A 14,805-nucleotide genomic window follows, 5' to 3' on the forward strand; every position below is an offset into this window, starting at 1 on the left:
ATCGACACGAACGGCCCTTCGGACAGGGAGCTGAGCTGTCCGCAGACGAGGACCTGAACCGTCCGCTCAACAGGATTTACAGGTGTCCGCTCACAGAAGGACGCGATCAAGCCCTGGCAGCACCAGTCCTGGATCTTCATCACCGATCCCGCCTTCCGCCCGAAGGCCGGGCGCGTGCTGGACCTGTACGCCCGTGTCTGGGAAGGCACACCGCTCGGCGCGGACGAGTACGTGATCAGCGCGGACGAGAAGACCTCCATCCAGGCCCGCTGCCGCTGCCACCCCACTCTCGCACCGGGGCAGGCCAGGGCGATGCGGATAAACCACACCTACGGCCGCGGCGGTGCACTGGCCTACCTGGCCGCCTACGACGTCCACCGCGCGACGGTCTTCGACCGCTGCGAGAAAACCACCGGTATCGACCCGTTCATGAACCTGGTCACCCAGGTCATGAGCCAGGAGCCCTACGCCAGCGCGAAGCGGGTGTTCTGGGTCGTCGACAACGGTTCCTCGCACCGCGGCAAGGCCGCGGCAGACCGGCTGACCGCTGCGTTCCCCAACGCCGTACTGGTGCACACCCCCGTGCACGCCTCCTGGTTGAACCAGGTGGAGATCTACTTCTCCGTCGTTCAGCGCAAGGTCGTCTCGCCCAACGACTTCACCGACCTTGCCCAGGTCGGGGATCGGCTCCGAGCCTTCGAAGACCGCTACAACGCCGCGGCACAGCCGTTCCAGTGGAGGTTCACCACCTCCGACCTGGACGATCTGCTGGCCAGGCTCGACCGGCGCGCCGCCGATCACCCAGAGGAATCCTCCTTCCGCCTCGCCACGTGATCAACCCCCGAAGGACTTCCGAACTCGACCACTTAGTCAGGTGGCGGCTGCCGATGTGGAACCAGTCGGAGCAGTCGTACCCGGCGGCGAGCGCGGCTTGGTCGATCCGGTCGCCGACGGGGTGGCCGCCGCCGGTCCAGGCGTACGCGGGCGCCGCCGCTGGCGGGGTGGAAGACGATCCACAGGAACGTCTCGGGGTCATGATCGCCGACGATGCCGTCGACTACCGCCTTCTCCACGGGCGTGGAGCCCACGGTGGGCGCCGAGACAACGGCGGCGGCGGGGAGCGTCAGGGTGGGCACGAGGTGCTCCTCATCGGTGAGGGTCTGAGGGTGGGTCGGCTGGTGGGCGTGGGCTTCCGGTCTGGGCGGGTGTCAGGCGGGCAGAGACTCGCGCTCGACTGGCAGGGCGTTGGGCAGCACGGTCAGGGCCACGACGACGGCATCCGCCGGGGCCCAGCAGGCCGTGCGGGCTCGCTCTGCCAGGCGCGTCACGAGTTCCTCCCGGCTGGTTCCCGGTTCCACCGGCACGACGTCGTCCCACGTCCTCGTGTAGGACACGTGGTTGTCGACCCACTTGACCGTCACCGCGCAGTAGAAGTCCTGGCTGACGGGAAGCCCGTCAGCGCCAATCATCTGCGGCAGTGCGTCTGGCTCGACGGAGATGAGCTCCACAGCGGCCGTGTCGGGGGCGCCGTAGTGCTGCCGTGCCCAGCCGAAGACGTCCCGGTGGAGTTGCTTGCGGCCGTTGACTGGATCCACGTTGACCAGGGACGACCACTGGACCAGGTACTGCACGTACGGCGTCCCGTAGAGGCCGCGGGGTCCCGGTTGTGTCTCCTTCCAGCTGAGTGACGCGATCGCAAAGTGGATCTGCATCCCGTCCTGGTCGCTTCGCTGCGGGTCGTCGGTCATCTCGCTGCTTCTCCTCATCGTTGTTGTCCGGATGCCGGGTCACGGTGCACGCGGTTTCATCCGTCGATCGGCTGGCCTGGCAGCGGAGCTGTGGGCCTTGGCGGGCGGTTCTCGGAGCGGCGGTCAGGGCGAGGGCGGGCTGCCCTGGTGGGCGACGCGGCTGCCCTTGTCCAGGTCGGCGTCGGTGTGAGGGGTGCCGCCGCCGTTCACGAGCAGGTAGATCGCGGCTTCTTCCTCCAGCGTGGCGGGCTTCGCCTCGGCGACCTGCAGTGAGGCGCGGTCGATGAAGTGGCGCTGGCCCAGCTTGGTCAGCTGCTCGAAGGTGACGTAGGGCCCGTCGTCGGACTCCAATAGTGGTCTTCTCCACCTCGTTGTCGGGAAACCAGGAGGCCGGGACTGCGAGCTCGTTGTCGTACCAGCGGAAGACGGTGGTCAGGCGCTGCTTGCCGTCGATGACGGCGTAGATCGGCTCGCCCTCGCTGTGTGGGCGGGTGCCGTAGGTGGCGATCCAGGCGGCGTTGTCCCGGTTGGCGAGGATCAGGGTGCCGGTCGGGATGCCCGTCATGAGGGAGCGGATGAGGGCGATTTCTTGATCGGCTTCCAGACGGTGCCGCGCTGGTACGGCGCGTCAAGGAGGATCCCGAAGTCCTCACGGAAGGACCGGGAGAGTTCGTGGGCCCGGCGAGCCGTGGCCACGAGGCTGGTCGTGGCGAGCGGTGCGGCGGTCTGGCGGGTGGTCATGGTGACCTTTCCAGGTGGGAGTGAGGGCCGTGCGGAGGCAGTTGCGGTGCGGGTGGCCGTCACTCGTCGAAGTAGCCGACGGAGTTGCGGGAGCGGTGTGGGTGCGCGGTGGGGCGGCCGACCCTGGGGTCGCCGCGCAGGAGGTCACCTTCGAGGGCGTACCGGTCCTCCTTCTTGGTGACGCCGGTGATGGTGGCGACGGCCAGGACGGTGCCGGCGGTGTTGACGATCTGCACTTCGTGCTGGGCGAGGGCGCGATCGGCGTTGAACTTCCAGATGCCCCGGCCGGCCTGCCACGCCTCGTCCTCGTTCATCCCCTCTCGCCAGCCGATGGTCGTGCGGCCGAGCAGGTCGTCGGAGCGGGCCAGGCGCTCGGGCCCGATCTGGATCTGAAGCATGAGCCCTCCAAGCAAGTGAACTTTGTAACTTGTTTCGAAGTTACCGCAGCAGGCCCTAACTTCGCAACAAGTTACAAAGTCACGCCACCCCTCGGATCCACCGCCGGACGGTGCGGGACGGGCGGGCCTCCACACCCTCACATCCAGCTGCGACTGGGGCCGACAGATTGCGAGTCGCCACCGCGAAGCCGCTGGTCACCGGCGCGCTTCGAGTCGAAGTCTGTGAGTGGCTTCGGGGGGCTGTTCACGAGTGGGGCTGATCAGGGCCTGGGGACAGCGGTTGAAGATCGCTTCCCGGGCGACGAGTGATCGTTTCCCGAAACTGAGTTGCCGCAGGTCGGGGAACCAGATCAGGCTGATCCGGTGGATACCCGTCGCCCCTGTCCTTGTTGTGGTCATCTCGTCTTCAATGTTGAGGATGGGTGGCCAGGTTCGTACGGCATCTGCCCGGTCTGCTTCTGGGAAGACGACTTGGTGCAGTTCCGCTGGCCGTTCGTGCCGGGTGGTGCCAACCAGCTCTCGCTTGTCGAGGCTCAGCAGAACTTCCAGGCTTACGGCGCGTGCGATCAGCGCGGCAGGCGGTTCGTCCGACCGCCGGCGGACGATGAACCGCTCGACCCCGCCTGGCGCCCGATCGACCCGACCACGGACTCCTTCGAGCGCTCGACGAGCGACGCGCCTCGCCCCTGGCCCACCGACAGGTCGGTCCTGTGCTGGTGGCTCCCGTCCTTCTGGGGACACCCGGAGGATCCGGATCCAGAAGTGGATCAACAAGTGACGATCGACGTCAGCGCAGTCAGCAACGAGCGCGATCTCCACCGCCTCCTGAAGCAGGACCTGCGCTTTCCCTCCTTCTACGGCATGAACTGGGATGCCTTCTGGGACGCGATCACCGGCCTGGTCGAGATGCCCGGCGAGCTGTGCTTCGTCCACTGGGCCGAGCTGGAGCTTCGAGCGCCAGAGGCTGCAGCCGCGCTGCGCCGCCAGCTGGCCCGGTACCGCTCTACCACTCCGGATTTCGCTGTCCACTACGGATGACAGGTCGTCAGCTGCGGGCCGCCTCTGGCTTGATCGCGCTCATGCCTGAGGGCTTTCCGTCGCTCTCCAGCGGCCGGAAGCTCGGCGCGGGACGACCGGCCGAGGGGCCGCCCATCATGACGAGTTGGCTGAGTTCCGCTGCCGAGTGGGCTGCGAGACGGTAGATGCCGTGGAGGCTGGTGCTGCGGGTGAGTATTCCGTCCTCGACGTACTTGAGTGTGCGGTCGCCCCGGCGGGCGGAGGTGAAGGTCAGCCGTTCCAGGAGGTCGGCCGGGACGACCTGGTCGAAGGCGAGGGGGGAACCCGGAGGGCCGAGCAGGACCTCGGTGACGCAACCTGCCTTCAGAGGACGCCAGTCGAGGAGCTTGGTGTAGTCGTCGTCGTGGAGTTCCGAACCGGCATCCTCGTACGGGATGACCCGGGAGACCTCCATCACGCCCAGGACGTACAGACGGGTACGGAGGACTCGGATAGGGAAGATCCGGTCGCCGGGGCGTACACCCGCTCGTTCGAAGCTCGGCAGTGACTTGTGCGGACCACCGAACATCATCGTCAGCCGCCGCCCAGCATGGCCGGATCGCTCCAGGTTCCGGCACAGGTTGTTGGTCCACAAGGTGGTGTAGGAGTTCGACACGGCAGTACCGTAGCCCGGCCCCCTGACGGCCAGACCGGTGAGTACGGTTCCCGACTCACCGGCGCCATCCAGGGGTTATGCCGAATCTCGGCTCGGGGCGTTAGCCGTTGTCCTCGGTTGTGCCGGAGAAGCGGTAGGCGGCGGAGGTGTCGATGCCGAGGGCGGTGAGCAGGTCGAGGGCAGCGGTGAGCGGTGGGTTGCCGGCCAGGCGGGCTGCGGCGAGGTGGGCGGGGAGGCGGTCTGCGTTGATCAGGTCGACCCACTGGGCGGGAGAGAGGGCGAGGTAGTGCAGGCGGGGGAGGTCGGTCAGCAGCGCCAAGTCCGGGGTGGGGCAACGGGACAGGTCGAGGGAGCGCAGCGCGGGCAGGGTGCGCAGCGGGGCAAGGTCCACCGGGGCCTCGGAGCCGACGGCGAGTGAGGTGACGTGTGGATGGTCGGTGAGCGGGCCGAGGTCTGCCCCGGGGGCGAGGTCGACGGCCAGATCCTCGACGGGGAGGGCGGCCACCGGGGAGAGGTCCGTGGTGGCGCAGCGGTTGAGGTGCAGGCGGCGCAGGTGCGGGGTGGCGGACAGCGGGGCGAGGTCGACGGGGGAGGGGGCATCGTTGAGGTGTATTGCTTGGACGCGCGGGGCGAGTCGCTCGTCCAGGGTGGAGACCACCAACTGGTACGAGTCGTCGGACTGCTGCGGGGCGTCCGGATCTGGCCGGCCCAGGGTCAGGCCGAGCCAAGCGGTGACAGAGGAGGCGACGTGGCGTGGGCCGTCGTCGAAGTCCCGGCCGACCTCGATCACCTGGCCGGGGCGGCCGTCCGCGGCCGGCGCGAGGTCCACGGCGAGGAAGTTGCCGTCGAAGCCGGTGGCGAAGGGAAGCCAGCCCGGATGCCCTGAGCAACGGCGCACCGTGTTCGCCGGGTCTGCGTCGAAGACCACGTGGTGCCAGCCGAGCTGCCAACCGAACCAGGTCGGGACGCCGATGTAGTCGTCGCGCTCGGCCAGGGCCGCATCGAGCGACAGCCAGCTGTACCTGTCCAGCGCCTCGCTGCCGCCGTCCCCGTCGGCCTCCAGGTAGAGCGCCCGCAGGTCTACGGGCAGCGCTCGACCGAGGTGGCGCTCGGCGGCGGCGAGCTGCGCCTCGGTGACGGGCGCCGGCGTCTTCGGTTCCTCGCCTTCGCTTTCGGCGTGCCGGCGGAGCAGGGCTTGCAGCAGCTCGACCGCCTCGACCGGGTCCCCGGTCGGGTGGAGCCCGGGTGATTGCGCGCCGTCTACCGCGCCCGGTTCCGGCGGCTGGAAGCCGGGGTTGAGGGTCAGCGTCCAGCCCTCTCCGGGGGAGGAGCCGGGCTGCAGCGTGTCCCGGAACACCACCAGTTCGAATGCACCCGAGGGGCGACAGGTCAGCTCAAGGACGATGGACTCCCAACCGTGACTCTCCCGGAACCGGGACGCCAGCGATGCGAGGCCCTGGTGCGGGAACGGCACGTGGAAGAAGCTGTTCGGGCGGCTCGGCACCACGTACCCGCCGCCACGCAAGCCAAAGCCGGACCCGCTCGCGTGGCCCCGCAGCACGCACTCCGCCCAGCCTTCCGGCGCCTTCGCGACGACATCCGCCGTCATCTGCCGCGCTGCCTGCTCCACCGTCAGGTCCATACCCGCCCCTTCGTCCGCACAGTCTGGAGGATCATGTCATCAGGCTGCGACAGCACGGCAGGCACCGGCCCATGCAGAGTGCTGGCGATGCCGCTGCCGGGCCGGGCCGACGAACCACCTAAAAAACGGGCTCCGGTCGTAAGGTCGCCAGGACGCGGCGCTCCGCGCAGGCCGAACCTGGAAGCGGTCAGACCCACGACGGCCTCGCTCCGATTCCGCTCACCATCAACGGGCCTTCCCCGCCGCCCGGCTGACGACCAGTCCGCCCACGCCCCGAAGAACCCGATCCTCAGCCACGGTTGGCCTGCAGCCCGACGGTGGCCCCGGTGTGCCCACCGCGTCCGGACCACCCCGCGCAACGATTCACTCACCCCCCGCAAGATGCACCGCGCAGCACCGACAACGCCAACCCGATAGGCCCCACAAGGGGCCACTGTGGCACCGGAAGGCGCCTTGGCCCGGCGGAGGAGCGGCCCGAGATGGACATGATTAGGAATCCATGGTAAATATTATTCAGTCACCACGGGTGGCCGCCGGATTCTGAGAGAGGGCAACATGATCAGCCTCGGGAACAGTGTCATCGACCGCGACGACGTGGCCACACTGGCAGGCAAGGCCGCAGGGACACTCCGCAACCTCGGCGCCTTCAAGGCCCTCACCCCGGTCGCCGGCGGCGGCCGCGGCACCAAGGAGCTCTACGACCTGGAGCAGGCCCGCTTCCTGGCCAGCCACCTGCCGCGCACCAGGACCGACGACCTGCCGCAGGTCCCGGCGGCGACGGACGCCTGCGCCCTCAGCGAGGAGCAGCTGCGCGCCGAGGTCTGCCGTGTCCTCCTGGAGGAGGAGCGGGAAGGCGTCGTGGGGGACCTGACGATCGTCCAGGCCGACGCACTCGGCGTGGAGGACCTGCGGGCGTGGGTCCGCGGCCGTGATCTCCTCACCCTGGAGGAGGCCCGGATGGCGGTCCCCCAGGAGCGCCGGCCGACGAAGTCCACGATGGAGTCGTACTACCGCGGGAGCAAGGCGACCCGGCTCCCCGAGCCGGACGCCGTCTTCTACGGCGTCGCCTTCTGGACCAGGGCCACCATTGAGCGCTGGAACAGCCTGGAGCGCCGTCCCGCGCACGGCGTCAAGGGTCACGGCCGCCCGGCCGGGACCAGCAGTGCGACCGCCGTGCGCGCCGAGTCGGCCGAGAAGGCCGCCGCGTCGGTGATCGTGGACGGGCCAGCCGTGGAGTGCTCCACCAGTGACGCGAAGCTCGCGAGCGCCGTCACCGGACCGGGGGCGGTCCCCGGGATCGGCGCCGCCAGCCTGGGCGGGACCATGACCCTCGGGGAGCAGCTGGTACCGGCTGGCACAGCTCGGCGTACCTGCAGTGCCACGGCATCCGCCTTCAGCCGGGTGGCCAGTACCGGGCGTTCCTCGCGGCAGCCGTCCTGGGCCAATGACCTTGTCCCGGACCAGATGCGGCCGCGAGCACGGGACTATCCGTTCTCGCTGGCGCATCGCCGCGTCCGGCGGGCTCGTTGGAAAGGCATGGCCAACCGACGTTCCCTCGATCTGGGGCGGGCCGCCCTGGATCTGATCTCCGCCACCCCCACCGTCCCCGCCGTCCCCGCCGCCCGACGGCCGCGGTGGCTGCCCACTGCGGCCTTGGAGCAGTTGGTCGAGCAGTCCCGGGCCCTGGTCGAAGCCTGCGAGGAACAGGTCGCCGGTTGGGAGGACGACGTGCTGTCCACCGACGCTGACGAGCTCCACGAGCATGCTGGGCAGGCCCGCTCGGCGGGCCTGAATCCGGTGAGTGTGATCGACACCGTAGTGCGCGCCGCCCTGGGCGGCCTGGTGTCGTGGGAGGCCGCCCTGTCGGAGCTGGCGTCCGCGCTGCGGAACCTGAGCGACGAAGCCGGCTTGGTCGGGTTCCACCCGGACGCCGTGGCGGCCGGCCAAGGTTTCGACGAGCGGTGGGCGTGGGCGCGGTACCAGCTCTTGTCGGCCGTGGCCGAGTACCAACACGGATCAGCGGGCCCTCGGCAGCGGAGCCCCCGTCCCTGGTGAGTCCCGCCAGACCCGGGTCAGGCGACCGTCGGACGCTGGTCGGCAGTCTCCGGTTCGCCACCGCTTCGAGCTGCGTCGACCGGGCGGAGCCACCGGACCGGGACGGTCATCGGGGTGGCGCTCATCAGCTCGACCCGGGTGCCGGCAAGGTCCTCCAGGCTACCCCTCACCACGTACCCGACCCCGGGCGGCAGACTGAGGCCTTCGGCCTGGTCGTCCGTGAGCTGCACCCGCACTCCGGAGTGCGGCTTCACGATCAGCCCGGCCACCAAGTGCTCGCCGTCCGCCTGCGGCGGTTCGGTGACGGTCAGCTCGAACTCCTCGCCGGAGCTGATGAACCTGAGCCAGTGCATCCGGACGCTGCGCTCGGTGTCGCCCGGCGGGTAGCGGTCGTACGGCAGCCGCTGGGGCACGCGCACCAGGTAGCTCTCGCCGACGTGCACGTCGGCCGTCTTCATGGCGGCCACCTTCTTCCTTCCCCGTCTCCCATCATCGCGCTCGCGGTTGCGCGAGGCCAGGGCCGTTGCTGCCCGGCACCGGGCTGCGCCGGTGGAAGAGCAGGCTGGGGACCGGGGTGTCTCACCTGGGCCCGGCCCGGTTACAGCTGGGGCCGGGGCGGGTCTTCGGGGACGATGGCGGCGATGCGTACGGTCGGCGGCCACGGCGGAGCGGGGGCGTAGGCGTGCACCGTGTTGACGGCCGGACGGCCGGCCGCCACGTCTCCCTCGATCCGGGTGGAGTACAGCTCCACCCGCTGGGTGCCTTCGGCGACGGTGCGGATCAGCCGACCGAGACGGGGTTGGTGCTCCAGTTCGCGGCGCAGGTCCTCCAGGACTTCTTCGGCGCCGAGCTCCTTGGCGCGCTGGGCGGCTCGCTCGGTCACGACGGCGACCACCGCTCCCTCCTGCTGGTCCGGATCGCTCACTCGGCGCCCTGCCGGGCCAGCAGGTCGTAGACGGTCTCGTCGACCGCATCTGCGGTGTCCCGGTCGGCGGCCAGCAGTACCCGGCCCCGGTAGGCGGCGAAGATCTCGGCGACGGCGGCAAGGTCGATCACCGTGCCGACCTCCGCGACGTCGGCGACCTGGTCGACCGGGACCCGGCGCAGCAGCTGGGCGGCGAGCTCGCTGTCCAGGTGTTCGGCGTCGCCGGCGAAGCCGTGGCCGGCCTGCAGGGCGGCCCGGAGTTCCTGCACGGTGTCCATTGGCGGTAGCCCGAAGCGGCCTCCACCGTGTTCGGTGGGCTGGGCGCTCATCCCCACCCCCCTCTCCTGTCGGCTCGGCCCGGCCGGTGGCCGGTCCCTGTGCAGACGACGGTAGCCGTCCGCGGCGGGTTCGCGGGGCTCTACCCGGTAACCAGCCCGGCGCGGGCGCCTTCCCGAGGCTGGGGCCGGAGATGGGTTCGCCCCGGCTTCCAGGTGGAGGCCGGGGCGAACCCAGGATGGTGACGTCCTGCTCGGTCAGCGGTGCAGGTAGTCGGTGATCAAGGCGGCGAACTCCTCCGGCGCGAGGATCCGGATGCCGAGGTCTTCGGCCTTGGTGCGCTTCGAGCCGGCCTTCTCCCCGGCGACGAGGAGGGCGGTGCGCTTGGAGACGCTGCTGGAGGCCTTGCCTCCGGCACGCTCGATCAGCTCGTTCATCTCGTTCCTGGACAGTGAGGCCAGGTCACCGGTCATCGAGCCTGTGACCACCACGCTCTGTCCCGCGAGCGGCCCGGCGGCCGCATCCTCACCGGCGTCGACTGCTGAGGGGGCGGCGGGTTCGGTGACGGCGGTACCGACCTGGGCGGCGATCAGCTTATCGAGGACCGGGCCGAGTTCGGCCAGCTCGTCCACGACCAGGCGGGCCCGCTCCGGTCCGATGCCGTCAACTGCTGCCAGGGTGTCCGCGTCGGCGGCCCGGATGGCGGCCATGCTGCCAAAGTGCGCGGCGATCCGCCGCGACATCGTCCGGCCCGTGCCCCGCACCCCGAGCGCGCAGAACACGCGGTTCAGTGCCGCGCCCCGGGCCTGCTCGATGGCCGCGAGCAGGTTGTCCGCGCTTGTGTCGCCCATCCGATCCAGGGTCAGGAGCTGCTGCTTGTTGAGGGTGAACAGGTCCGCGACGTCGGAGACGAGGCCGCTGTCGACGAGCTGGACGGCCCGGGTGCGGCCCAGGCCCTCGATGTCGAGCTGGTCGCGGCCGGCCGCGTAGATCACCGACGCAACCGCCTGGCAGCCACGGCCCCGTACGCACCGCCAGCGCTGCCCGGACGTGTCGATCGCATCGCCGCACCGCGGGCACGCCTCGGGGAAGACGATCGGCTTCTCGGCGCCGGTGCGCTGGTCCGCCAGCGGTGCCTCCACGCGGGGGATCACGTCCCCCGCGCGGTAGACGAACACCTGATCGCCGAGCATCAGGTCGCGGCGGGCGATGTCACCCGGGTTGTGAAGCGTGGCATAACTAACGATCACGCCTTCGATGTTGACCGGCTCCAGAACGGCCCGCGGGGCGATGACGCCGGTCCGGCCGACGTTCCACTCCACCTCCAGTAGCCGCGTGACCTTGTGCTCGGCGGCCAGCTTCCGCGCGACCGCCCAACGCGGCGCCCGGGAACCGTTGCCCGCCTGCGCCTGGTCCTCGGCGGAGTCGGCCTTGATGACCACGCCGTCGATCCCGAACGGCAGCGCGCTGCGCAGCGCGGTGATCTCCGCGATCCGCTCCTGGACCTGCTCCAGGGTCTCGCAGCGCAGCGGTGCGGCGGCGGTGCTGGCGGCGGTGTTGGCGCCGAGCGCGGCCAGGGCCTCCAGGAGGGCGCTGTGGCCGAGGTCGTCGAGGCCGATCGCGCTGTAGGCGAAGAAGGTCAGCTCGATGCGGTAGGGGCGGTCCTTGGCGCGCAGGGTTCCGGCCGCGCCGCTGCGCGGGTGCGCGAACGGAGCGGCGCCGTGGGCGATCCGGATCTCGTTCGCGGTTTCGAACTGAGCCGTGGTGAGGAGGACTTCGCCGCGCAGTTCGATGTCCAGCGGCTCGGTCAGTGTGGCGGGGAGGCCGAGCACGGCGTCGGCGGCGTGAGTGATGTCCTCACCGGCCAGGCCGTCGCCGCGGGTGAGCATCTGCACCAGGCGGCCGCCCTCGTAGCGGGCGGCCACCGCGAGGCCGTCCAGCTTCGGTTCCACGCACCAGGCGGTGACCTGTCGGCCGAGGCGGCGTTCCAGTCCGGCCGCGAAGTGGGTCAGTTCTTCGTCGTTGAACACGTTGTCGAGCGAGAGCATCGGCGCCGAGTGGGGGACGTCGCCCACGGCCGCGCCGCCGGCCACCTTGCCGGTGGGGGAGTCGGGGTGCACCTCGTCGGGGTGCTGCTGTTCCCAGGCTTCGATGGCGCGGACCAGGGCGTCGTACTCGTCGTCGCCGAGCGGCGTGGAGCCGTCGCGGTAGTAGTCGCCTGCGGCGCTCACGGCGGTGGCCACGGCGGTGGCGTAGTCAGCGGAAGAGGCCAGGTCAGCGCGGGTTGTCATAGGTCCATCATCGCGGCTGGCACTGACATCTAAGAGGGGCCGTGGCCGCGTCCATGGCAGGGCGCCGGGTGGCCGCACGCCTGGGCCGGCCTGTTCGGGCTGTGGCGCGGCCGGAGCGGAACTCCAGCTGTAGTTGCCTTTCGCCACCCGAGTGCAACCCAAGTCAACTGCAGCTGGAGTTCCGGGTGATGGGGCGCCCTTCCGCTCTGCGCTGTCCGCCCGTGGCGTTCGTCCAGGTCAGAGGCCAGTGGGGGTGTCAGTGTGCCCGCCTACGGTTCGTGATCATGACCCGACGTACGCGCTTCCTCGTCAACGAGCGCCCAGACATCGCTGCGCAGTGGCACCCCACGCTGAACGGCGACCTCGACCGGGCAACTATCGGTCCGGGGTCGCACCGCCGGGTGTTCTGGCAGTGTCCGGCCGGGCACGTCTGGCAGGCCGTTGTCCACGGCCGGGTGGCGGGCGGAGGCTGCCCCCGGTGCGCGGGGTACATTCCGCCGGGGAGCACCAACCTGGCCGAGAGCTTCCCCGAGCTGGCGGCGCAGTGGCACCCCCGCAACACCTTGGCCGCCGACAGCGTGGGCCCCGGCTCCCACCGGAAGGTGTGGTGGCTCTGCCCTCATGGCCACGACTTCGAGGCCCGAATATCGAGCCGCCGGCGGGGCACCGGGTGTCCGGCGTGCGGCCGGGACGGCACCGAGCCCCGGCCACTACGCGAACTCGCCGACCTGGCAGGGCAAGTCGACGTGGCCGCCAACCCCGGCGTCGACCTGACGGAGATCTTCACCAACTCCAGTCTGAGACTCACCTGGAAGTGCGCTCGCGATCATCGGTGGTCAGCCAAGGTCCGGGACCGGGCCATCGCGGGCTCCGGTTGCCCGCACTGCGCAGGGCGGGCGCCGTCACCACCGTTGGAGGAGGCCCACCCGGCGCTCGCCGCCGAGTGGCACCCCGCCCGCAACGACGGCTTGCCCCTGGCGAAGATCACCTCCGGATCCCACCGGGTCGTCTGGTGGCAGTGCGGCGACTGCAAGGGAGAGTTCCGCGCACGGGTGTTCAACCGGGTGCGGGGCACGAATCGGTGCCCGCACTGCTCTCGCCTGGTTCGCTACCGGGACCTGGCCACCGAGAACCCGGAGCTCGCCGCCAACTGGCACCCGACCCTGAACGGCATGCTCACCCCGGCGGATGTGACGGCCGGTTCGAATCAGCACGTGTGGTGGACATGCCCTCGCGGGCACGAGCCCTGGCAGGCAATCGTGGCCATGGTCTTCCTTGCCCATCAGGCTTGCCCCGGATGCCGACGCAGCGGCATCTCGCGGCAGGAGACCGACCTGTTCGCCGAGCTTCAGCATGTCCTGGGCGGCGGGGTGCAGCAGCACCGGCTACGGGCGGCCACGGGGGTGTGGCGGCTGGACATGGTGTTCCCCACCGTGGCGGACGGCAGGGTGGTCGTCGAGTTCGACGGGTCCTACTGGCACCGGAACTCCCACGAGCGGGACCTGCGCAAGGCCCTGGATGTCGAGCAGCTTCGACCGGGCTGGACGGTGGTGCGGGTCCGTGAGGATCCGCTGCAGCTCACCCGCAGCAGCGACGTTGCCGTGCCCCTGCTGGCCGATCCGTTCACCACGGCGAGCCTGGTCGTGGACCACCTGATGGCGCTTCTGCCGTGGCCAGAAGAGATCAGGAGTCACGCCAGGGCCTACACGAGGGGCGGGCGTCGGCGCGGGCAGCGTCTTGCCGACCGGCTGACGGCCGAACAGCAGGCTGGGCCGAGGCCGGTTCTTCAGGCACCCCGAGCTCACCAGTTCGCGGTGCCTGCCGAAGTCCACCAGGGCACGCTCTGGTGATCCGCCCGCAGGCCCGCGGACCCATTCAAGTTCAAGTGCGGCTGCGCTCCGGTCCTGGCGAGGTCAGTGCTGGTCGTCCGGCACGATCGCGGCCACCAGGGGGCCGTGGCCCAGCGGGCGGCGGGAGGTGGGCACCTCGGGTACTTCGGCCGGGTCGGCGATGGGCTCAAGGAACGGTGCCCGTTCGACCGCGAGGAGCCGGGCACCGCTGGGCGGAGGTACGGCCGTGTCGGCGGCCGGCTCGGAGAAAGGCTGCCACAGCGGGCGCCGGTCGGAACTCATGCCCGCCAGTTTGGCAGGTCCACTGCCTCGCGGCGTCGGAGCGGCTTTGCGACCACCGATGGATGGCTCAATTTGACGCCCGCGATCCACCCGGCTGGACCTCGCGGTGGGATCGTGTCCGCCGTGACTGTCGAAGCGATCACCGATCTGCCCCAGCACCGCCGGGGCACACGAAACCTGACCATGACCCAGCGCGTCTTCTCGGACGCTCTCATCATCCTGGCCGATGCCCTCTACGAGGACTCTCCGCAGATGAGCCGCGACGAGTCGATGGAGGCGGCGGACCTGCTGCTGGGTGACCATCCGGCGCTGCTGATGCAGCGCGCCCAGGACCTTTATGCCGCCCACGCGGACCTCACCTGGAACCATGCGATGGACGGCGCCGCGATGCAGCTCGGCTATCTGCCGCTCCCGTCCCCCGGAAGCCCGCACCGCATTCCGCGCGGGTTCCGGATCGAAGCGTTGGCGCCGGCCGCCGCGCGGGTGGCAGGCCGGGTCGACGAAGGGCCGGACCCGACCGGGTGAACACGGTGACCCGCCCCGGCGGCTGCGCGTTGTCCCGGCATGACCGGAACCGATCTGCCTGCGGACGAAGTGAGCCGCCGGGCTCAGGAACTGCTCACCGGCGGCTGTGAGGATCCGCTCGATGCGGCCCAGGCACTCTGGGCACACTGGTGGGAGCGGCACACCGCCCAGGCCGCGCTGGTGATCTGCGGGCCGGCCGCCCGGTAGGCAGCGTCCGGGCACCGGGCGGCCGGGCCGAGCGGGACATTGCCTGCCGGAGGTCTGGTCCGCCCGCCACCGACGCCGGAGTCCGTCGGCGGCCCGGTCCTAGCAGGTCTACCAAAGCACGCCGTCGATATGGAGCCGAGCTCCTCATGCCGGCTGCGACACCCGGGCGGGTTGCGGGGCGGACCTACCCGAG

General features: G+C 70.4%; 17 protein-coding genes and 1 pseudogene. 6 read left to right on the plus strand and 12 right to left on the minus strand.

All coding sequences use genetic code 11. From position 1 onward, the window contains the following. Positions 1 to 174 precede the first annotated feature (174 nt). Entirely contained in the window at positions 175 to 834 is a 660-nt protein-coding gene (locus ACIRPK_RS20400; RefSeq protein ID WP_403040660.1) for a transposase, read from the plus strand. Positions 835 to 1,208: 374 nt separating this feature from the next. Here ACIRPK_RS20400 and ACIRPK_RS20405 read toward each other — a convergent pair whose 3' ends face one another. The 5 genes and pseudogenes from ACIRPK_RS20405 to ACIRPK_RS20425 form a co-directional block, all read right to left on the minus strand. Further along, the gene (locus tag ACIRPK_RS20405; protein ID WP_403040780.1) at positions 1,209 to 1,748 is read right to left on the minus strand and encodes a hypothetical protein; all 540 of its coding nucleotides are present in this window, start codon (positions 1,746 to 1,748) and stop codon (positions 1,209 to 1,211) included. A 123-nt stretch (positions 1,749 to 1,871) separates the two neighbouring features. Further along, positions 1,872 to 2,099: a hypothetical protein gene (locus ACIRPK_RS20410; protein ID WP_403040781.1), complete on the minus strand. Its 228-nt coding sequence runs from the start codon at positions 2,097 to 2,099 to the stop codon at positions 1,872 to 1,874. 97 nt (positions 2,100 to 2,196) lie between these two features. After that, positions 2,197 to 2,313 (minus strand): annotated as a pseudogene (locus ACIRPK_RS20415) (hypothetical protein); the annotation flags it as partial. After that, complete coding sequence (locus ACIRPK_RS20420; RefSeq protein ID WP_403040661.1) at positions 2,310 to 2,489, minus strand: hypothetical protein; 180 nt, start codon at positions 2,487 to 2,489, stop codon at positions 2,310 to 2,312. The pseudogene ACIRPK_RS20415 and the gene ACIRPK_RS20420, both read right to left, overlap by 4 nt. A gap of 59 nt (positions 2,490 to 2,548) precedes the next feature. Beyond that, the gene (locus ACIRPK_RS20425; RefSeq protein ID WP_403040662.1) at positions 2,549 to 2,887 is read right to left on the minus strand and encodes a hypothetical protein; all 339 of its coding nucleotides are present in this window, start codon (positions 2,885 to 2,887) and stop codon (positions 2,549 to 2,551) included. 363 nt (positions 2,888 to 3,250) lie between these two features. On the opposite strand from ACIRPK_RS20425, the gene ACIRPK_RS20430 reads away from it, so the two are divergent. Next, a complete protein-coding gene (locus ACIRPK_RS20430; RefSeq protein WP_403040663.1) occupies positions 3,251 to 3,925 on the plus strand; it encodes a CPCC family cysteine-rich protein in 675 nt (224 codons plus the stop codon). A gap of 7 nt (positions 3,926 to 3,932) precedes the next feature. Here the strand turns inward: ACIRPK_RS20430 and ACIRPK_RS20435 are convergent, their stop codons facing one another. Both ACIRPK_RS20435 and ACIRPK_RS20440 read right to left on the minus strand, forming a co-directional pair. Further along, positions 3,933 to 4,559 (minus strand): hypothetical protein, encoded by a 627-nt coding sequence (locus tag ACIRPK_RS20435; protein ID WP_403040664.1) that lies wholly within the window; start codon positions 4,557 to 4,559, stop codon positions 3,933 to 3,935. A gap of 100 nt (positions 4,560 to 4,659) precedes the next feature. Then, positions 4,660 to 6,201 carry an SMI1/KNR4 family protein gene (locus ACIRPK_RS20440; RefSeq protein ID WP_403040665.1) on the minus strand — a complete coding sequence of 514 codons (1,542 nt, stop codon included), beginning with the start codon at positions 6,199 to 6,201 and terminating at the stop codon, positions 4,660 to 4,662. Positions 6,202 to 6,756: 555 nt separating this feature from the next. Between ACIRPK_RS20440 and ACIRPK_RS20445 the strand changes: the two genes are divergently transcribed. Next, complete coding sequence (locus ACIRPK_RS20445; RefSeq protein WP_403040666.1) at positions 6,757 to 8,256, plus strand: hypothetical protein; 1,500 nt, start codon at positions 6,757 to 6,759, stop codon at positions 8,254 to 8,256. Positions 8,257 to 8,273: 17 nt separating this feature from the next. Here ACIRPK_RS20445 and ACIRPK_RS20450 read toward each other — a convergent pair whose 3' ends face one another. From ACIRPK_RS20450 to ligA, 4 genes are all read right to left on the minus strand, one after another. Next, on the minus strand, positions 8,274 to 8,714 hold the full coding sequence (locus ACIRPK_RS20450; protein ID WP_403040667.1) for a hypothetical protein: 441 nt from the start codon (positions 8,712 to 8,714) through the stop codon (positions 8,274 to 8,276). A gap of 140 nt (positions 8,715 to 8,854) precedes the next feature. Beyond that, complete coding sequence (locus tag ACIRPK_RS20455) at positions 8,855 to 9,181, minus strand: hypothetical protein (protein ID WP_403040668.1); 327 nt, start codon at positions 9,179 to 9,181, stop codon at positions 8,855 to 8,857. Then, positions 9,178 to 9,459, minus strand: a complete 282-nt coding sequence (locus tag ACIRPK_RS20460) for a hypothetical protein (protein ID WP_403040669.1) — start codon at positions 9,457 to 9,459, stop codon at positions 9,178 to 9,180. The genes ACIRPK_RS20455 and ACIRPK_RS20460 overlap by 4 nt, the downstream gene beginning before the upstream one ends. A gap of 255 nt (positions 9,460 to 9,714) precedes the next feature. Continuing rightward, the gene (ligA, locus tag ACIRPK_RS20465; RefSeq protein WP_403040670.1) at positions 9,715 to 11,748 is read right to left on the minus strand and encodes an NAD-dependent DNA ligase LigA; all 2,034 of its coding nucleotides are present in this window, start codon (positions 11,746 to 11,748) and stop codon (positions 9,715 to 9,717) included. Between the two features lie 284 nt (positions 11,749 to 12,032). On the opposite strand from ligA, the gene ACIRPK_RS20470 reads away from it, so the two are divergent. Next, positions 12,033 to 13,598, plus strand: coding sequence for a zinc-ribbon domain-containing protein (locus ACIRPK_RS20470; RefSeq protein WP_403040671.1), 1,566 nt, complete (start codon positions 12,033 to 12,035; stop codon positions 13,596 to 13,598). A gap of 63 nt (positions 13,599 to 13,661) precedes the next feature. On the opposite strand, the gene ACIRPK_RS20475 is transcribed toward ACIRPK_RS20470, so the two are convergent. After that, the gene (locus tag ACIRPK_RS20475) at positions 13,662 to 13,880 is read right to left on the minus strand and encodes a hypothetical protein (RefSeq protein WP_403040672.1); all 219 of its coding nucleotides are present in this window, start codon (positions 13,878 to 13,880) and stop codon (positions 13,662 to 13,664) included. Between the two features lie 123 nt (positions 13,881 to 14,003). Here ACIRPK_RS20475 and ACIRPK_RS20480 point away from each other — a divergent pair, with 123 nt between their 5' ends. Both ACIRPK_RS20480 and ACIRPK_RS20485 read left to right on the plus strand, forming a co-directional pair. Next, on the plus strand, positions 14,004 to 14,405 hold the full coding sequence (locus ACIRPK_RS20480) for a hypothetical protein (protein WP_403040673.1): 402 nt from the start codon (positions 14,004 to 14,006) through the stop codon (positions 14,403 to 14,405). Positions 14,406 to 14,444: 39 nt separating this feature from the next. Further along, positions 14,445 to 14,612, plus strand: coding sequence for a hypothetical protein (locus tag ACIRPK_RS20485; RefSeq protein ID WP_403040674.1), 168 nt, complete (start codon positions 14,445 to 14,447; stop codon positions 14,610 to 14,612). The last annotated feature ends 193 nt before the right edge of the window (positions 14,613 to 14,805 follow it).

The sequence above is a fragment of the Kitasatospora sp. NPDC101801 genome (assembly GCF_044766665.1).
Classification (GTDB): Bacteria; Actinomycetota; Actinomycetes; order Streptomycetales; family Streptomycetaceae; genus Kitasatospora.

Excerpts from the sequence above, each read along its gene's own strand:
- ACIRPK_RS20475 (WP_403040672.1), bottom strand. The coding sequence starts at position 13,880 with ATGAGTTCCGACCGGCGCCCGCTGTGGCAGCCTTTCTCCGAGCCGGCC.
- ACIRPK_RS20420 (WP_403040661.1), bottom strand. The coding sequence starts at position 2,489 with ATGACCACCCGCCAGACCGCCGCACCGCTCGCCACGACCAGCCTCGTG.
- ACIRPK_RS20425 (WP_403040662.1), bottom strand. The coding sequence starts at position 2,887 with ATGCTTCAGATCCAGATCGGGCCCGAGCGCCTGGCCCGCTCCGACGAC.
- ACIRPK_RS20460 (WP_403040669.1), bottom strand. The coding sequence starts at position 9,459 with ATGGACACCGTGCAGGAACTCCGGGCCGCCCTGCAGGCCGGCCACGGC.
- ACIRPK_RS20485 (WP_403040674.1), top strand. The coding sequence starts at position 14,445 with ATGACCGGAACCGATCTGCCTGCGGACGAAGTGAGCCGCCGGGCTCAG.
- ACIRPK_RS20470 (WP_403040671.1), top strand. The coding sequence starts at position 12,033 with ATGACCCGACGTACGCGCTTCCTCGTCAACGAGCGCCCAGACATCGCT.
- ACIRPK_RS20405 (WP_403040780.1), bottom strand. The coding sequence starts at position 1,748 with ATGACCGACGACCCGCAGCGAAGCGACCAGGACGGGATGCAGATCCAC.
- ligA (WP_403040670.1), bottom strand. The coding sequence starts at position 11,748 with ATGACAACCCGCGCTGACCTGGCCTCTTCCGCTGACTACGCCACCGCC.
- ACIRPK_RS20450 (WP_403040667.1), bottom strand. The coding sequence starts at position 8,714 with ATGAAGACGGCCGACGTGCACGTCGGCGAGAGCTACCTGGTGCGCGTG.
- ACIRPK_RS20440 (WP_403040665.1), bottom strand. The coding sequence starts at position 6,201 with ATGGACCTGACGGTGGAGCAGGCAGCGCGGCAGATGACGGCGGATGTC.
- ACIRPK_RS20445 (WP_403040666.1), top strand. The coding sequence starts at position 6,757 with ATGATCAGCCTCGGGAACAGTGTCATCGACCGCGACGACGTGGCCACA.